13 protein-coding genes and 1 pseudogene are annotated in these 16,027 nt (G+C 58.1%); 10 read left to right on the top strand and 4 right to left on the bottom strand.

Annotated features, from left to right (window positions below; translation table 11 throughout):
- From tssM to ACM6IO_RS07965, 8 genes are all read left to right on the top strand, one after another.
- Entirely contained in the window at nucleotides 1-3,540 is a 3,540-nt protein-coding gene (gene tssM, locus ACM6IO_RS07930) for a type VI secretion system membrane subunit TssM (RefSeq protein WP_192228189.1), read from the top strand.
- Nucleotides 3,540-4,268, top strand: a complete 729-nt coding sequence (locus ACM6IO_RS07935; RefSeq protein ID WP_414911259.1) for a PP2C family protein-serine/threonine phosphatase — start codon at nucleotides 3,540-3,542, stop codon at nucleotides 4,266-4,268. The genes tssM and ACM6IO_RS07935 overlap by 1 nt, the downstream gene beginning before the upstream one ends.
- The gene (locus tag ACM6IO_RS07940; protein ID WP_253405530.1) at nucleotides 4,265-5,266 is read left to right on the top strand and encodes a serine/threonine-protein kinase; all 1,002 of its coding nucleotides are present in this window, start codon (nucleotides 4,265-4,267) and stop codon (nucleotides 5,264-5,266) included. Before ACM6IO_RS07935 ends, ACM6IO_RS07940 begins: the two co-directional genes overlap by 4 nt.
- 28 nt (nucleotides 5,267-5,294) lie before the next feature.
- Nucleotides 5,295-7,361, top strand: a complete 2,067-nt coding sequence (gene tssI / locus ACM6IO_RS07945; RefSeq protein ID WP_414911260.1) for a type VI secretion system tip protein TssI/VgrG — start codon at nucleotides 5,295-5,297, stop codon at nucleotides 7,359-7,361.
- 11 nt (nucleotides 7,362-7,372) lie between these two features.
- Nucleotides 7,373-8,179, top strand: coding sequence for a DUF4123 domain-containing protein (locus ACM6IO_RS07950; protein WP_223480126.1), 807 nt, complete (start codon nucleotides 7,373-7,375; stop codon nucleotides 8,177-8,179).
- Nucleotides 8,180-8,208: 29 nt separating this feature from the next.
- The gene (locus tag ACM6IO_RS07955) at nucleotides 8,209-8,730 is read left to right on the top strand and encodes a DUF3304 domain-containing protein (RefSeq protein WP_414911261.1); all 522 of its coding nucleotides are present in this window, start codon (nucleotides 8,209-8,211) and stop codon (nucleotides 8,728-8,730) included.
- 98 nt (nucleotides 8,731-8,828) lie between these two features.
- Nucleotides 8,829-9,344, top strand: coding sequence for a DUF3304 domain-containing protein (locus ACM6IO_RS07960; RefSeq protein WP_414911307.1), 516 nt, complete (start codon nucleotides 8,829-8,831; stop codon nucleotides 9,342-9,344).
- Nucleotides 9,329-11,947 carry a T6SS phospholipase effector Tle1-like catalytic domain-containing protein gene (locus tag ACM6IO_RS07965; protein WP_414911262.1) on the top strand — a complete coding sequence of 873 codons (2,619 nt, stop codon included), beginning with the start codon at nucleotides 9,329-9,331 and terminating at the stop codon, nucleotides 11,945-11,947. Before ACM6IO_RS07960 ends, ACM6IO_RS07965 begins: the two co-directional genes overlap by 16 nt.
- A 190-nt stretch (nucleotides 11,948-12,137) precedes the next feature.
- Here ACM6IO_RS07965 and ACM6IO_RS07970 read toward each other — a convergent pair whose 3' ends face one another.
- Nucleotides 12,138-12,521 carry a DUF6124 family protein gene (locus tag ACM6IO_RS07970; protein WP_223434092.1) on the bottom strand — a complete coding sequence of 128 codons (384 nt, stop codon included), beginning with the start codon at nucleotides 12,519-12,521 and terminating at the stop codon, nucleotides 12,138-12,140.
- Between the two features lie 333 nt (nucleotides 12,522-12,854).
- Between ACM6IO_RS07970 and ACM6IO_RS07975 the strand changes: the two genes are divergently transcribed.
- Nucleotides 12,855-13,238 carry a helicase gene (locus ACM6IO_RS07975; RefSeq protein ID WP_414911263.1) on the top strand — a complete coding sequence of 128 codons (384 nt, stop codon included), beginning with the start codon at nucleotides 12,855-12,857 and terminating at the stop codon, nucleotides 13,236-13,238.
- A gap of 60 nt (nucleotides 13,239-13,298) precedes the next feature.
- Here the strand turns inward: ACM6IO_RS07975 and ACM6IO_RS07980 are convergent, their stop codons facing one another.
- Nucleotides 13,299-14,051, bottom strand: coding sequence for a Fic/DOC family protein (locus ACM6IO_RS07980; protein ID WP_253405522.1), 753 nt, complete (start codon nucleotides 14,049-14,051; stop codon nucleotides 13,299-13,301).
- Nucleotides 14,048-14,305, bottom strand: coding sequence for a hypothetical protein (locus ACM6IO_RS07985; protein ID WP_084317754.1), 258 nt, complete (start codon nucleotides 14,303-14,305; stop codon nucleotides 14,048-14,050). Before ACM6IO_RS07985 ends, ACM6IO_RS07980 begins: the two co-directional genes overlap by 4 nt.
- A 96-nt stretch (nucleotides 14,306-14,401) precedes the next feature.
- Here ACM6IO_RS07985 and ACM6IO_RS07990 point away from each other — a divergent pair.
- Nucleotides 14,402-14,515 (top strand): annotated as a pseudogene (locus ACM6IO_RS07990) (helicase); the annotation flags it as partial.
- Nucleotides 14,516-14,610: 95 nt separating this feature from the next.
- Here ACM6IO_RS07990 and ACM6IO_RS07995 read toward each other — a convergent pair.
- On the bottom strand, nucleotides 14,611-16,011 hold the full coding sequence (locus tag ACM6IO_RS07995) for an aminoacyl-tRNA deacylase and HDOD domain-containing protein (protein WP_008030618.1): 1,401 nt from the start codon (nucleotides 16,009-16,011) through the stop codon (nucleotides 14,611-14,613).
- Nucleotides 16,012-16,027 lie beyond the last annotated feature (16 nt).

Genomic DNA, 16,027 nt, shown 5'->3' on the forward strand with positions numbered 1-16,027 from the left:
ATGAAAAAGTTTTTCAAGAAAGTCGGCGCGTTCGTGCGCCAGACCTGGGTCTGGACCTTGCTGCTGGTGCTGTTCGTCGCGCTGCTGGTCTGGTTTGTCGGGCCGCTGTTGGCAGTCGATGACTACAAGTTCTGGGAAGGATCGACCTCCCGCCTGCTGACCATCAGTGTGTTGTTCCTGATCTGGGGCCTGACCATGGTCTTCGTCAGCTGGCGTGCCGGTGTGCGCAAGAAAGCGGTCGAAGAGACTGAGGATGGTCAGGATCGTATCCGCCGTGAAGAGTTGATCGACGAAGAGCAGAAGGAGTTGAAGGAGCGTTTCAAGGACGCCCTGAAAACCCTGAAGACCTCGAGCCTCTATCGCGGCCGCAGCGAACGCTGGCGCAGCGATTTGCCGTGGTACTTGCTGATCGGCCCGCAGGGCAGCGGCAAGACCAGTCTGCTGGACTTCTCGGGCCTTGAGTTTCCGATCAACAAGATCGACCGCAAACTGACCCGCGACACCCTCGGCACCCGTCATTGCGACTGGTATTTCGCCGACCACGGTGTGCTGATCGACACCGCCGGACGTTACCTGACCCAGGCGGATGCCGAAGTCGATGGCAGCGCCTGGAGCACTTTGCTCGACCTGCTGCGCAAGCGTCGTCGCAACCGTCCGTTGAACGGCGTGCTGGTGACCATTCCCGTGGAATTGCTGCTGGGCGCTAACGAGCAGGATCTGGAGACGCTGGCGCGTCAGGTGCGTGCGCGCCTGCAAGACGTGCATCAGAAACTGCACGTCGATGTGCCGATCTATCTGGTCCTCAGCAAGGCTGACCAGTTGCTCGGTTTCGACGAGTTCTTCGACCAGCTGACCCGCGAAGAAAGCGATCAGGTGCTCGGCACCAGCTTCCGCAAAGAGCAGAGCGGCACCGACGTCACCGTGCTGCGCGCTGAGTTCGAAGAGCTGCTGCGTCGCCTGAACAGCCAGGTGATCATGCGCATGCACCAGGAGCGCGACACCCAGCGCCGTGGCCGCATCCTCGATTTCCCGCATCAACTGGGGCAGATCGGCGAGCGCCTGTGCCTGTTCGTCGACATGGCGTTCACCGGCAACCGTTATCAGCGTGTCAGCCAGTTGCGCGGTTTCTACCTGACCAGCGCACCGCACCTGACCCAGGAAATGGACCAGACCACCGCCGGCATCGGCGCCAATCTGGGGATCAACTCCGGCGTATTGCCGACCCTGCGCAGTGGCCGTTCGCGGTTCATTCACCATTTGCTCAGCCGGGTGATTTTCCCCGAGGCCGATCTGGCCGGTCTGGACAAGCGTGAACGCAGCCGCATCCATTGGGGCCAGCGTGCGTTGTACGTCGGTGCATTGGCGGCGTTGGGCCTGTTCGGCCTGCTGTGGGCGAGCGGTTTCTCGGCCAACTATGAGCGCCTGGAAAACCTGCGCAACCTGGCACAAACCTGGACGCAACAGCGCTCGGCCCTGACCGCCCGTGATGATTCGATGGCGGTACTGAAGACCCTCGACACCAGCTACGCAGCGACCCAGGTGTTCCCGAAAAAGGGTGACGTGGGTTACCACGAGCGTGGCGGTCTGTATCAGGGCGAAGACGTCAACCCGGTGGTCAAGGCGGCTTACGAGCGCGAGCTCGAAAAGCAATTGCTGCCGAAGGTCGCGACCCTGCTGGAAGGGCAGATCCGCGCCAACATGAAGGACCGCGAACGCCTGCTCAACAGCTTGCGCGCGTACCTGATGCTGAACATGAAAGATCGCCGCGATGCGGTGTGGCTCAAGGATTGGGTCGCGACTGACTGGTCCCTGCGTTACGCCGGCAACACGGCGGTGCAGAACGGCCTGAACACGCACTTCGAGCGCTTGCTCAAGCTTCCGTTTATCTACCCGCTGAACGATCAACTGGTGGCTCAGGCGCGTCAGGTATTGCGCAGCGAGTCGCTGGCCAACGTGGTTTACCGGATGCTGCGCGAGCAGGCCCGAGACCTGCCGGAATACCGTTTGAGCCAACACCTGGGCCCGCAAGGTGCGCTGTTTGTCGGCACCGATTACGTGATCCCGGGCTTCTACACCCAGCAGGGTTATCAGCAGTATTTCTCGGTGCAGGGCAGTGCGCTGGTCACCGACATCCTGCGTGACAACTGGGTGCTGGGCGAAGGTTCGGGCATCAGCGGCATGGACTTGCGTCGCCTGATGGTCGAACTGGAGCAGCTGTATTTCCGCGACTACGCCAACTTCTGGAGCGAAGCCGTGGGCCAGGTTGCACTGCCTCCGATCAGCGATTTCAGTGAGGGCGCCGAGCAACTGGCGGGCCTGACCTCGGCCAACTCGCCGGTGCTGCAACTGCTGGTGGAAGTGCGCGAGAACACCCGGTTCCCGGCAGAAGCCGAGGCGGTCGATCAAGCGGCTGATGCCGCTGCAGCACTGGGCGAGCAGAAAGGCAAGTTGGGCAAGCTGGGCAAACTGGCGTCTGCCGCCGCGGACAAAGCTTCGGACATGGCGGCGATCAAAAACCTGCCGGACACCGCGAAGAAATCCCTGCAACGCCGCTTCGAACCGCTGCACCGTTTGCTGGATGACAACAACGGCCCGGCTGCTGATTTGACCCCGGCGCTGACGGCGCTCAACGACCTGCAAATGCAACTGTCGAGCCTTGCGCGCGCCAGTGCGCCGGAGCAGGCCGCGTTCGAAATGGCCAAGACCCGCATGAGCGGCCAGCGTGATGCGCTGAGCAACCTGCGCAGTGCCTCGAACCGTCTGCCGCGCCCGGTCAGTGTGTGGTTCAACGTGCTGGCTGAAGACACCTGGCGTCTGGTGCTCAACGATTCCTACCAGTACCTGAACCAGCGTTATCAAAGCGAGCTGTATAGCTTTTACGGCAAGGCGATCAACAAGCGCTACCCGTTCAGCGCCCACAGCACCAGCGATGTGGCGATCAGCGACTTCCGCGAGTTCTTCAAGGCGCAGGGCATTGCCGATCGCTTCTTTGATACCTACATGCGTCCGTTCGTGAGTGGCGATCCGGGCAACTACCGTCTGCGCAGCATTGACGGTCACAGCATGCCGATCTCCAAGGTCTACCTCGACCAGATGGCCGCGGCCCAAGTGATCCGCCAGAGCTTCTTCTCGATCAACCCGGCGGAACCGCAAGTGCAGTTCAAACTGGAGCCGTACACCCTCGACCCGGCCGTCAGCCGTTCCGAGTTCAAGTTCGGCGACAAGACCATCGAATACCGTCACGGCCCGATTGTGCCGGTGTCGTTCAAATGGCCGACCGATGCTGAAGACGGGCGCACCAGCCTGGTGATGGACAAGATGGCGGGCCGCCCGATCGGCATCGAGAAGAACTCCGGCCCGTGGTCGCTGTTCCGCCTGTTCGACCTGATGCAGACCGAGTACCTCAGCGGTCGTGACGTGCTGGTGCTGAAGGCGGACGTCGGTGGCCTGCGCGCCAACTATTTGCTGACCAGCCAGCGCACGCCGAACCCGTTCGACATGGGCGTGCTGCGCACCTTCCGTATGCCGGTGCAGCTCTGATGCTGGTTGCCAGTTCCTGGCGCAGCGCTGCGCGCACCGATGCCGGCAAGGTTCGGGCGCGCAACGAAGATGCTTTCCTCGACTGTCCGCAGCAGGGGCTGTGGGTGGTCGCGGACGGCATGGGCGGTCATCAGGGTGGCGACGTTGCCAGCCAGTTGATCGTCGCCAGCCTGGCGGAATTGCCGGCGCAGGATGACTTCGACGAACGACTCAAAGGCATTCGCCAGTGCCTGCACTGGCTGAACCGCCGCTTGGGTCAGGAGTTGACCGTCACCGCCGGGCGCCACGACAGCATCATGGGCAGCACCGTCGTGGCGCTGCTGGTGGAAGGCAATCGCGCGGCCTGCATCTGGGCCGGCGATAGCCGTTGTTACCTGTGGCGCGGCCAGCGTTTGTATCAGCTGTCCAAAGACCATTCGCTGCAACAGCAACTCATCGACGAGCAACAGATGAGCGTCGAAGACGCCAGCGCGCATCCCGCCGCGCATGCCTTGACCCGTGCGGTCGGGGCGGCCGAGCAACTGACGCTGGACGTGCTCGAACTCGAGGTTTACCCCGGCGATGCGTTTCTGTTGTGCAGCGATGGTTTGTACAACGGGCTGAGCAGCGATGCCTTGGGTAGCGCCCTGAGCCTGACCGCGCCGCATATCGCGCTTGAGCGTCTGTTTGACGGCGCGCTGCGTGGTTCGGCCCGGGACAACCTGACTGCCGTGGTGATCCGCCAATGACCCAACTCATGCCGCCGCTCGACGACCTGCTGATGAGCGAAGAGCAAGCCAATAACCTGACTTACTTTGCGTTCGCCAAGTCGCATCAAGCGGAGCCCGCGTTGGCGCCGACCAAGGCCAGTGTCGGTGAACTGCCGGACGTGCTGGCAGGCCGTTACCGCATCGAGCGCCTGCTCGGTGCCGGCGGCATGGGCGCGGTTTACCGTGCACGGGACTTGCTGAGCGAACAGTTCGGCGATCCCGACCCTTACATCGCGCTGAAAATCCTCAGCGAAGAATTTGCCGAATCGCCGGACGCCAGCGCCTTGCTCTACAGCGAGTTCGCCCTGACCCGACGCCTGCGCCATAACAATGTGTTGCGACCGCACACCTTTGAAGTGGACACCGATTGCCAGCGCGCCTTCATCACCATGGAACTCATGCGTGGGCTGACCCTGGACAAACTGCTCTGCGAGCGACCACTCGGCCTGCCGTGGAACGAACTGCGCGACATCGCGCTGCCGCTGCTCGACGCACTGGCCTACGCCCACGCGCGCGGCGTGCTGCACGGCGACATGAAGCCAAGCAACGTGATGCTCAGCGAAGAAGGCGTGCGCCTGTTCGACTTCGGTCTGGGCCAAGCCGAAGAGGGCATCCTGCCCGGCCTACCTCATTTGAGCCGCGACCGCTTCAACGCCTGGACCCCAGGCTACGCCGCACCGGAACTGCTCGAAGGCCAGCCGCTGTCCGCCAGCGCCGACGTCTACGGCGTGGCCTGCGTGCTTTACGAATTGGCGGGCGGCAAACACCCGTTCCGCCGCTTGCCCTCGACCCAGGCCCGTGACGAACACCTGGAGCGCGAGCTGCACGCCCCGAAAAATCTACCGAAACACTGCTGGCCAGCCCTGCGAACGGCGCTGGCATTCGATGCGGCCGATCGAACGATCACCGCCGCACAACTGCGTGACGCCATGGGCGCCACTTCGTCTTTGCTGCAACGTCTGCGACTTCGGGCGTAACGGATGACTACCGAACAGGGAGCAAGCAATGTTCAACTCAGCTAACGAAACGCACTTCAGCCTGACTGTCGAAGACTACGTCGGCGACCTGCAAGTGCTGTCGTTCACCGGCACCGAAGGCATCAGCCAGCCGTATCGCTTCGACCTCGAACTGGTCAGCGAAAACCCCGATCTGGACCTGGAAAAACTCCTGCACAAGCAAGCGTTCCTCGCGTTTGATCCGCAGGGTTCCGGCATCCACGGCCAGATCTACCGCGTTGCCCAGGGCGATGCCGGCAAGCGCCTGACCCGCTACAAAGTCTCCCTGGTGCCGCACCTGCAATACCTGCATCACCGCACCAACCAGCGCATCTACCAGCAGATGTCCGCGCCGAAAATCATCGCGCTGATCCTCGAAGAACACGGCATCAAGGGCAACGCCTACAACTTCCAGCTCAGCCAGCCATGCCCGGACCGCGACTACTGCGTGCAGTACGACGAAACCGACCTGCACTTCGTCCAGCGCCTGTGCGAAGAGGAAGGCATTCACTACCACTTCCAGCACAGCGCCAAAGCTCACCTGCTGGTGTTCGGCGACGACCAGACCGTATTCCCCAAACTCGGCCAGCCAACCGCGTACGTGCAAGGCAGCGGCATGGTCGCCGACGAACCGGTGATCAAAGGCTTCAAACTGCGCCTGGAAACCCGCACCAGTCGCACCACGCGCCGCGACTACGACTTCGAAAAACCACGCCTGCAACTCGAAGCTGCCTACAAGCCCGATGTTCAGAGTGACGAACCAGACCTCGAAGACTACGACTACCCCGGCCGCTTCCTCGACCGCGCGCGCGGCAAATTCCTCAGCCAGCGCATCCTCGAACGCCACCGCGCCGACTACCAGCAAGCCGAAGGCCACGGTGATCAAACCCGCTTGATCAGCGGCCACTTCCTGGAAATGTCCGACCACCCACGCACCGAGTGGAACGACCTCTGGCTGCTCACCGAAATCGTCCACGAAGGCAAACAGCCGCAAGTCCTCGAAGAGTCGGTGACCAGCGACACCACCGACAACAAAGACGACTTCCACCAGGGCTACCGCAACCGCTTCCTCGCCACCCCATGGGCCGTGTTCTACCGCCCGGCGCTGCAACACCCGAAACCCCGCGTACTCGGCAGCCAGACCGCCAAAGTCACCGGCCCCGCCGGCGAAGAAATCCACTGCGACCAATACGGTCGCATCAAAGTGCAATTCCACTGGGACCGCGAAGGCCAGGCCGACGACAAAACCAGCTGCTGGATGCGCGTCTCCTCAAGCTGGGCCGGCGACCGCTACGGCGCAATCGTCATCCCGCGCATCGGCATGGAAGTGCTCGTCACCTTCCTCGAAGGCGACCCCGATCAGCCGTTGGTGACTGGCTGCCTGTACCACAAGGAAAACCAGGTTCCCTACGACCTGCCGGCGAACAAGACGCGCAGCGTGTTCAAAACCCTCAGCTCACCGGGTGGCGGCGGGTACAACGAACTGCGGATTGAAGACAAGAAAGGCGCGGAGCAGATCTTCATCCATGCCCAGCGGGATTGGGATGAAAACATCGAGCACGACCAGAAGATTCGCGTCGGCAATGAGCGGCATGACACGGTGGTGAAGAACACCTACACCGAGCTGAAGGCTGAAGAGCATCGCACCACGATTGCTGATCGCAAGGTGGAAACGCGGGTGGATGATCACCTGACGATTGGGCAGAACCAGCATGTCAAACTCGGCACCGCACAACTGACCAGCGCCGGGAAAGAGATACACCTGAAGGCTGGGGCGAAGATTGTTATCGAGGCCGGCTCGGAACTGACCATCAAGGGCGGTGGCAGCTTCATCAAACTGGATGCCGGCGGCGTGACCGTGGTCGGACCGATCGTGAAGATCAATGCCGGCGGCTCGGCAGGCTCGGGGACCGGGATCGGCATCAAACCGCCGATACTGCCAGGTGCAGCGGACAAAGACATCGCCGGCGCCGTGCCGCCTCAGGCTCTCGGCAACGCACCGATGGCGCCGCCCCCGGTTTGCAAGGAATGCCTGGCCCGGGCCAAACGTAACGCCCAGGCCCTGGCCGCACGATAAAGGACGACTTCATGTACACAAGCAACGTGCACTGGCTGGATGAGTTATGGGTCAACGCCCTGCAACTGAAACAGTCGCACCTCGACCTGTTGATCGACGCCACCAGCCTCGACTACCCGCTGCTGCAAGAACTGGCGGAGCAGCCCGACGGGCCAAAACTGGCCAAGCTGTTTGAAAACACTCCGGAAGTCGCCATCGCCGATTTCGGCCCGCTGCTGCTGCGCGTCGACACGGCCCAACGCGCCTGGCTGAAAACCTTCATCAGCGCCGTCGACTGCAACAAACACGTCGTCGCCCTGTTCAGCCCTTGGGCGTTCGATGCACTGGCCGAACACCTGCGCGGCTACACCCAGGCAAAATGGAACCAGGGCCGCTCCGAAGGCGTGCTGCGCTACTACGACCCGCGCATGCTGCTGCCCGTCGCCGAAACCCTGACCCCGGTACAAAGCAACGCCTTCCACGCCGCCGTCATCTCCTGGCACTGGCTCGACCGCGACCAACACCCACAAAGCCTGCCCGGCAACTACGTCCGCCACGCCCCCACACCAGCCAACGGCCCTGTCATGTTCGACCACCCACAAGTCGCCAACCTGCTCGCCTGGACCGAAGCCGACGCCTACCGCGTCGACCGCTGCGCCGTGCCGCAAAACTACGGCTTGAGTCGTAATGAGAGCCTTATTCGTCATTTGTATCGCAGCCAGATCGCGGCGAATCAGAAGGGGTTGAAGGAACCGGAAGAGCGGGAACCGTTTATTGAGCAGTGGTTGGTGGAGAATTCGCCGTTTGTGATTGATGAGCCGCCGAAGGCGTTGATTTGATGGAGGGGCTTGCTCGTGGGCTGGGGGGGATGAGTTCTTCCTGGCGGGTTCGTGGGTGGGTGTTAGGGGGTGTGATGATGTTGAGTGGTTGCAGCAGTGCTCCATCGAAAATGCTGGCGGCACCGGTGACTGGATACAACCATACTTCTTCTGCCATCAATCGCTTTACTGTGAATGGTGCAAGTGGTGCAAACGTAGGGCCTCATCAGGGTGGTGGTAGCGAAGTTTGTTGTGGGGTTGTGCCAAGAGTATGGACTCCAGGTTTGAGAGCTATTGTTGAATGGGAGAAAGACCCTAATGCAAGACCTTCTGCCAAATGGCCACCACTTGGTACGGATGCATACCGTGCAGAATATAAAAAACATGCGGCGCAATATTCCCAGCATTCAGTAACTGTCGATATTCCAAAATACGATACGGCGGGTTCTTTGAAGGTGCATTTTCTTCCATGTGATCAAGTTCGCGTGTCAGCTGACAACATCAAACGCGGAGATCCAGCCTATCCGTATAACTTTTCAATGAATATGGAGGAGCCGAAGGTATGTCAATAATGAATGATGTAGTTAAAGAAATATGCTTGTTTGCGGCAGTTATGCAAGACGTTTTTGTGCGGAAACTTTGCTTGGGGCTAAGAAAAATCGGTTCCAATATGATGGCGCGATCATTAGTTCTTGTATTCAGCATGTTCGGTGTAAGCGCTTGCAATGCTGGCCCTGAAATGGTGTCTGCACCGGTTAAAGGTTTTAATCATACATCCGCAGAAATTACGCGGTTCACTATTAATGGTGCTGGGGGACCCCGAATTCCACCTAATCAAGGGGGGGGGAATGAAGTTTGCTGCGGCTTACTTCCCATGCAATGGAAGCCCGGGCTCCGAGCTATTATTGAATGGGACAAAGACCCAAACCCATATGGAGACGTAAAGCGAGATAAGTATGGCCAAATTGATAAGGCAGCCCTAGCTAGCCATTCCACTGCCTATTCTCACCATTCAGCGACCGTTGAAATTCCTAAATATGCTGAAGAACTGTGTGCATTGCAGGTTCACTTTCTTCCTTGTGACCAAGTAAGGGTGTCTACGACTTGTTACGGAGTCGGAAGTAAAAATTACCCAGATAAGGCATATTTTCAAGTCAAGGAGCCGGCATCATGTTCGAATCACTAATCGGAGAGTCCTCTCCTCCGCCGGCTGGAGCATTGGTTGCTCCAAAGTTTCCAATTACACGTCGACTGCCAGTTGAACCAAGCCAGTTGGCAAAGAATATAAAGCAGCAAAAAGAAGATGAGCGGCGATTTGGTAGTCAACAGCGTAAGCTCATTCAGGCGCAGGGAGGGGCAGATAGCGGAGTACCTTGTTGTAAAACTCTACATATCACACTGGCATTTGATGGCACTAACAACAACGACCAAGCAGACGGCGCATCAACGCCGAATTCGCGTAGCAACATTGCGCGAATTTTTCATGCAAGTTTGGGTGCCGAAAGTGATATGCGGCAGGCTGGTTTTATTAAGTACTATTGTCCCGGAGTTGGGACGGTGTTTCCTGATGTCGAAGAGTATATTCCTGACCAGCAGGGACTGGTCGGGGCTCGAGGGGGAGAAAACCGAATTAATTGGGGCCTCACCCGATTATTAGATGCATTAAGACTAGGCATGGGAGAGGGGGGGCTACCCATTGATAAAACCAAGTTAATGCTAAAAGACATGGCGACGAATGGTTACGCAAATACCTTCGGCTTAGGTTTATTCGAGAGCGGAGCAAAAAAACGCGAAACGACGTTGCGAAAAGAAATTCAGGATCTTCAGGATAAACTGAAAAAGCGAGATGACTCTGGAGAGAAACCGCATATTTTGGCGATGCGACTTTATGTTTACGGGTTTTCCCGGGGGGCTGCCGAAGCTCGAACTTTTGTCAATTGGTTACAGGAACTCGTTCGTTGCGAAAATGAAAGTGGTGGCGTTGAGTACCGATTTGCGGGACTACCGATATCGATCAACTTTCTAGGTGTTTTCGACACCGTCGCCGCAGTTGGGCTTGCCGACAGTGTTCCATTTGCAGCAGGGCATATGGACTGGGCTGATGGCACTATGCGCCTTCCCGACGAAGCAGAATCCCTTTCTCAGAGCACAGCGCTGCCCGATGATTGCTCTTATCTAAAACGCTGCGTTCATTTGGTTTCTGGCCATGAGCAGCGAGCAAGTTTTCCATTGGATTCCATACGCCGCCGCCCCAAAACAGCAGATGGCAGTCGTGATAAAAGTAAGGCTTCAAGTTATCGACAAGGCACCGTTGAGTACATTTATCCAGGGGTTCATTCGGACGTAGGTGGCGGGTATCCACCCAATGACCAAGGGAAAGCAACCGCTGGATCAGACCACGTCTTGTCCCAAATTGCTTTGCAGCACATGTACGCCGAAGCCTTCATGGCGGGTGCTCCATTGCTGGTTCCGAAGCCCGCACTGCAAGATGGGGTTCACGACACATGGAGAGCGATGCCCATAGATCTTGAGGGTGAGTTTTTAATCTCCGAAACACTCATCAATCGATTCAACGCATGGCAGGCACAAGGCCAAAGTGGTCCGTTGGAAGAGATGATGAAACGTGAGCACGCTCTAATCACTGGTTGGCGAATTGATCGATATGCAGGCGGTGTAGAAAAACAATCGTTCTTCAAAAATGCTGCTCCGGACATGCCGAAGGCCAAAATTGACGCTTGGAAGGCTATTGAAGAGCGCAACAATGCTGAAATCATGGCTAATAATACGGGGTTGCCCAAGCCAATTTACACTGAAGCTCAGGAGAATGAGCACCAGTTGAATATACAGATAGTTGGCGGCGAGGAAAAAGTCGATAAGTTGCGTCCGCAGAAGGTATTTGAACCTCCCTTGGACCGTAGACAGTTGAGTGGTGCTGCGGCTGAGTTCCGCCATGATTACTTACAAGAATGGGGCATGGTAGAGGACGGATTCACCCTAGGTGGCGTTGCCGATATGCTGCTGGGCGGTACGGTCTACTTGATTAACGAGGAAGATGAAGCCGAGGAGTATTCGTATCTTTATACAGAGGGGACCAAGCGCTACAACCAAATGTTCAGCGGGCCAAATGTACCGAGGAAAGGTGAGGAGGACCTAGTTGCATTGTTCGATGAACAGGTTCATGACTCGCGCGCGTGGTTTATGAACTTTTCGGCAGCCGGCCCACGTGAGCCCTTTACCGACTACTTCCGAATTCGACTGGTTCATTTCGATAATGAATCGAATAAACAGTTGTCGCTTTTGATTAGCGCAGGACGGGTGATCGGACTCGGAATTGCCTTGGCGAGTGTCGGCCTTAGTATCAAGAAAAGAGATCCCCGTATGTTGCTGGGTCTGTTCTTGCCGTCGTTGGCGCGTCCTGTCCTGAGCGGAAAAGTAGGTCTGCCGGAAATCAGTGCGTTCGACCCACTTACAGGCATTGCGCTTCCAGTGGCAAGCAATCTGGATGCTCTACGAGCGTTCACTAAAGAACCGGGTGACCTAGTGGCCAAAGTCGCAGCCTTGCCACCGCTGAAACCATTGACCGAAGCCACCGCGAACACCCCGGCGCTGCAGAAAATTCTGGTAGCCCATCAGGCGCTTGAAGCAGTCGAAGCTGCTCGCAAGAAAGACGTGGGTGCATTGGCCGGTATGCTGGCGAATGCGGCGAACGAAGAGGACAAGCCCAGTGGCTGGCTCGACTTGGTGGCTGATCAGGCCAGTAACTTGAAGTCGTCTGAAAAGAACGTGTAGCCGTACAAAGATAAGGGCGGCTCTGGTGGGCCGTCCTTTTAGTTTGGTACCCAATTACCCTGACAAAGCCTATTTTGAAGCGAAGGAACCAAAGGTCTGCCCGGGTTCCTGAGCCAGAAAAGAACACGGCCCCGATTGTTGGCAACATCAATCGGGGCCGTTTTTGTTTGCTTGGTTAGCCAGTTCAGCCTTACGCCTTGGCGCGATGTTCTTCTGGGGTCGGCGAATCAATGTGGTCCAGCGCTCGCTCCACCAACAGATGCACACCGTCCGCCATTCTGCTGAGGGCCAGGGCGACTGAGCGGCGGGAGCCTTCTACACCGTCGGCCAGGTCGGCGGCGATGGCGCTGATGGACAGCAGGTCTTCGGAGGCATTGGCCAGGAGGGTTTCGGTGTGGAGATCGGGAGCGACGATGAAGAGCGCACCCTTGCGGGATTTCGATGGTTTATCCGCAGTTGTGCCGAAGTGATGGTCGAGGGCGCGCTCGGCGGCTTCGTGGAGTTTCTTGGAATCTAAGGATTCGTAGGGGGAAGTGGCTTCATTTTCGGGCGATTTGGATGTCGGATTGGTCATAGGTGTAAATCCTTGGAGTTAATAAAATGTTTTCTCCGATTTCGGACTTGCACATCCGGTCGCCGATTTCGCGGCGACGGGCAAAGGTTATCGGTGAAGTAAGAGGTTGCCTAGTTCATGGACAGCTCGGCGTTTAGCAGGAAATGTCTGATAGGAGTGAGCGTAGAAACCTCAATAAACATCAGCTTTTAAACAACAGCGTTTCGTCAATGACTTGGTAGTCATCAGCGTCAAAAACCACGGCATCTTCTTCTAACACTGCGCAATGGTGGCGTTCTCGCTCGAAGCCGCTACACTGCGCCGGCCGTTCATTTTCCTTTTGAGGCTGTGCGCATGAAATTTCGTTTTCTTCTGTGGATGCTGGGTTTGTTGATGGGTAAGGCCAGTCGCACCAATCCTGCGTTTCAACAGCAGTTGGGCGACAAGGAATTAGTGTTTCAGCTACAGACCCAGGACGGGAAAGTGGCGCGGCATTTCTTTGTGAAGGATCAGCGCATTACCAGCAAGTCGGGCGTGTATGCCGAGCCTGCCTTTGCAATTGCCTTCAAAGATGCGGCGTATGGCTTTGCCACGATGCAGGCGAAGAACAAGCAGTTGGCGTTTATGACGGGGATTCAGGACAAGTCGATTCAGATCAAGGGCAACCCGGCGCTGGTGATCTGGTTTCAGGGGTTGACCAAGTATTTGAAGCCGAAGAAGGCCAAGCCAAAGGCATAGGTCCTTCAAGTAGTTCGCCGGGGTTCTTCGAGAGCAGGCTCGCCTCTTCAGCCATCTGGTTCAGGGGGGCTCGAGGATGTCGAGTGGCAGGGCTCGGTACGTTTTGTAGATCTGCTGGACTTCCGGATTGTCCAGGCTCTCGTAAGTGATGCCTTCTTTGTCGAGACCATCCAGGCCCCTGATGCCGCTGATCGTTGCTGGCCAGTCGTCGCGACTGGATATATCGACCACGAACGGTTTCAGGTAGTTATCGAGATACCCCTCACGAGGTTCTCGGATCTCGTCGCTGAGTGCCCGCAGGTAGTCGTCCTTGTTTGTCCTGGACCAGTCGATGGCGAACTTGGCCCTATAGCAGAGCTCCATGAAGACCAATAGGATCGTACGCCCGTTGCCGTCCAGGAAGGGGTGTGCGAAAGCGAGTTGGCCCATCACTCCGCCTGGATGGTCTCTAAAGCGTTTTTTGTCTGCTGCGAGCTTAAGCGCGTAGTCGACGGACATGTTGATGGAGTCCGGGCGCTCAAACACGGTGCTTCGGGGATCGTTGAGGGAGCCCTTGAAGACTGCCAGGTGAGGGACAAGCTCGTTCCGGTCTTTTCCTGCCCAGTGATAGAAGCCGGAGAACAGGATTTCGTGAACGTTGAGTACTGTCTGGTAATCGATTGGCTTTTTCTTGGCCAAATAGGCAAGCGCATCTTCGATGCTTAATTCGAACGAAAGATGCTCTGACTCTTTTACTTCGGTGGGATCTTTCAGTTGCAGCGAATTTTGAAGATATCCTGCAGTTTCAAAGTCGCCGAACGGGTCAAAAGTCATGCGCTTTGTTTCTTTGAGCGTCTTTCCTGAAGGTAGCGTCCTTGCAGTGCCATGGTTTCAGACTTGCTCAGAACGCCTTTCTTCTTGAGGTTGACGAGCAATTGTTCGACGCCGTCCAACTCAACGACATCGCCTGCCATACGAGTAATGGTCACCGCCATGAGGCTCATGCCGTCAGGATCAGCAGAGACCATGTGATCTTTTGCAAGCTTGCGGACTTGGCTTGCAACACTGACAGCAGCTGTTTGGGTCATCAGAAAGCCCTCTATTTGCAGTCAAATCATAGCAGGGCACTTGCTCGTTGTCCTAGCTGGCCGATAGCCGCGGATTGAGCGAAAAACAAGCAGGCGGGGATTCAGGATAAGTCGATTCAGATCAAGGGCAACCCGGCGTTGGTGATCTGGTTTCAGGGGTTGACCAAGTATTTGAAGCCGCGCAAGGCGAAGGCTGCCGCTAAGGTTTGAGGTGTTCAGGTAGACCGAGGTGGATTTTTCGCGGGCAAGCCTCGCTCCTACGGGATATCGGTGATCTGTAGGAGCGAGGCTTGCCCGCGAAGCTTTTAGGCCTGAGTGAATTGCGAGGCGAGTTCGCGCAGCAGCACTTCAGCCTCAAGCACTTTGCTGACGACGTCGTTGGCTTTGTCGCGGGTCAGGCCGACGCGTTCCAGCAGGGCGTCGGGGATGTCTTCATCCGGGCCGGAGCCGATGCCGCGGCTACGCAGCAGGCGCACGGACAGGCACACGAGGTTCGGGTATTCAGCGTAGGCGCCGTCGTAGCTTGGGTCGTGCTGGAAGCGCAGCGCGGTGGCCAGTTCGTCGGGCATGTCCCAATAGCGCATCAGCCATGAGCCGATCTGTTCGCGGCTGATGCCGAGCAGGTGTTGCTCGACGTAGCTGTGGCACAGGTGCGGGTTGACCTCCAGGTGGCGGCAGATCAGCGAGAAGTGCGGCGGGAACACGTGGGCCAGCAGCAAGTAGCCGAAGTTGTGCAGCAGGCCGGCGAGGTAGGTCAGGCCAGCTTCCGGGCGCTGGGCGCGCGGCATGGCGCGGGTCAGGCCTTCGATGACGGCGGCGGTGTAGATTGATTGCTGCCAGTACGGCGTGGTGTGTTGCGGGTGGTCTTTGGGCAGGCTGAGGGTTTTGCCCAGGGCCAGGCCCAGCGCGAGGTTGATCACCAGGTCGAAACCCAGCACGCGGACGATGGCGTCTTCAACGGAGCGAATCTTGCCCGGCGAGGCGTAGTACGGCGACGCCGCCCAGCTCACGACTTGTGCGGCCAGGGCCGGGTCGGTTTCGACCACGCCGGTGATGTCGTCGATGGTGGCGTTGGGGTCGACGCGCAGTTTGATGATTTTCTGCGCGGTCTCGGCCAGCGGCGGAATTTCGATGGTGGCTTCCAGGCGCTGCTGGATGCGTCGCGCGGTGAACGCCTGGACGGCCTGGGTGATTTCCTCGCGGTCATCGTCGGGGCGGTCGAGGTTCGGGCGGATGCTGCTCACGTTCTCGCCGAAGTTGGCGGCGCTGGCCTTGGTCAGCATGGTCTTGAAGGCTTCGCTGGTGATTTCCAGCAGTACACCCGGCTCGCCCGAGTTGATCAGCAACTTCGGTTCGCGCAGCAGGCTTTCTTCGTACAGGCAGGGCGAGCTGGTCAGCGCCGGCAGGCCGGGCAGCAGGCTCAGGTTGTGTTTGCCGAGCATCTTTTCCAGGCGCTCGGTCGACACGGCGGCGAGGCGGCGGCCGGTCAGTTCGGCGAGGCGGTTGAGGTCGAGCAACTGGCTTTGCGGGAACAGCACCATCAGCGCGCCCACGGCGTCGTCGAGCAGCACCGCTTGCACTTTGCGCGAGGCGTTCAGGCCGTGGTGGTCGAGGACTTCTTCGTAGGCGATGCCCAGTTTGGCGAGCAGCAGCCGAATAACAGACGGAGCGTGCGGGGTTTCAGGGACGAGGGCAGCTTCAGTCATGGTCTGTATCCGTATT

It is taken from the genome of Pseudomonas sp. IT-P44, from assembly GCF_949768225.1.
In the GTDB taxonomy this organism is placed as follows: Bacteria; Pseudomonadota; Gammaproteobacteria; order Pseudomonadales; family Pseudomonadaceae; genus Aquipseudomonas; species Aquipseudomonas migulae.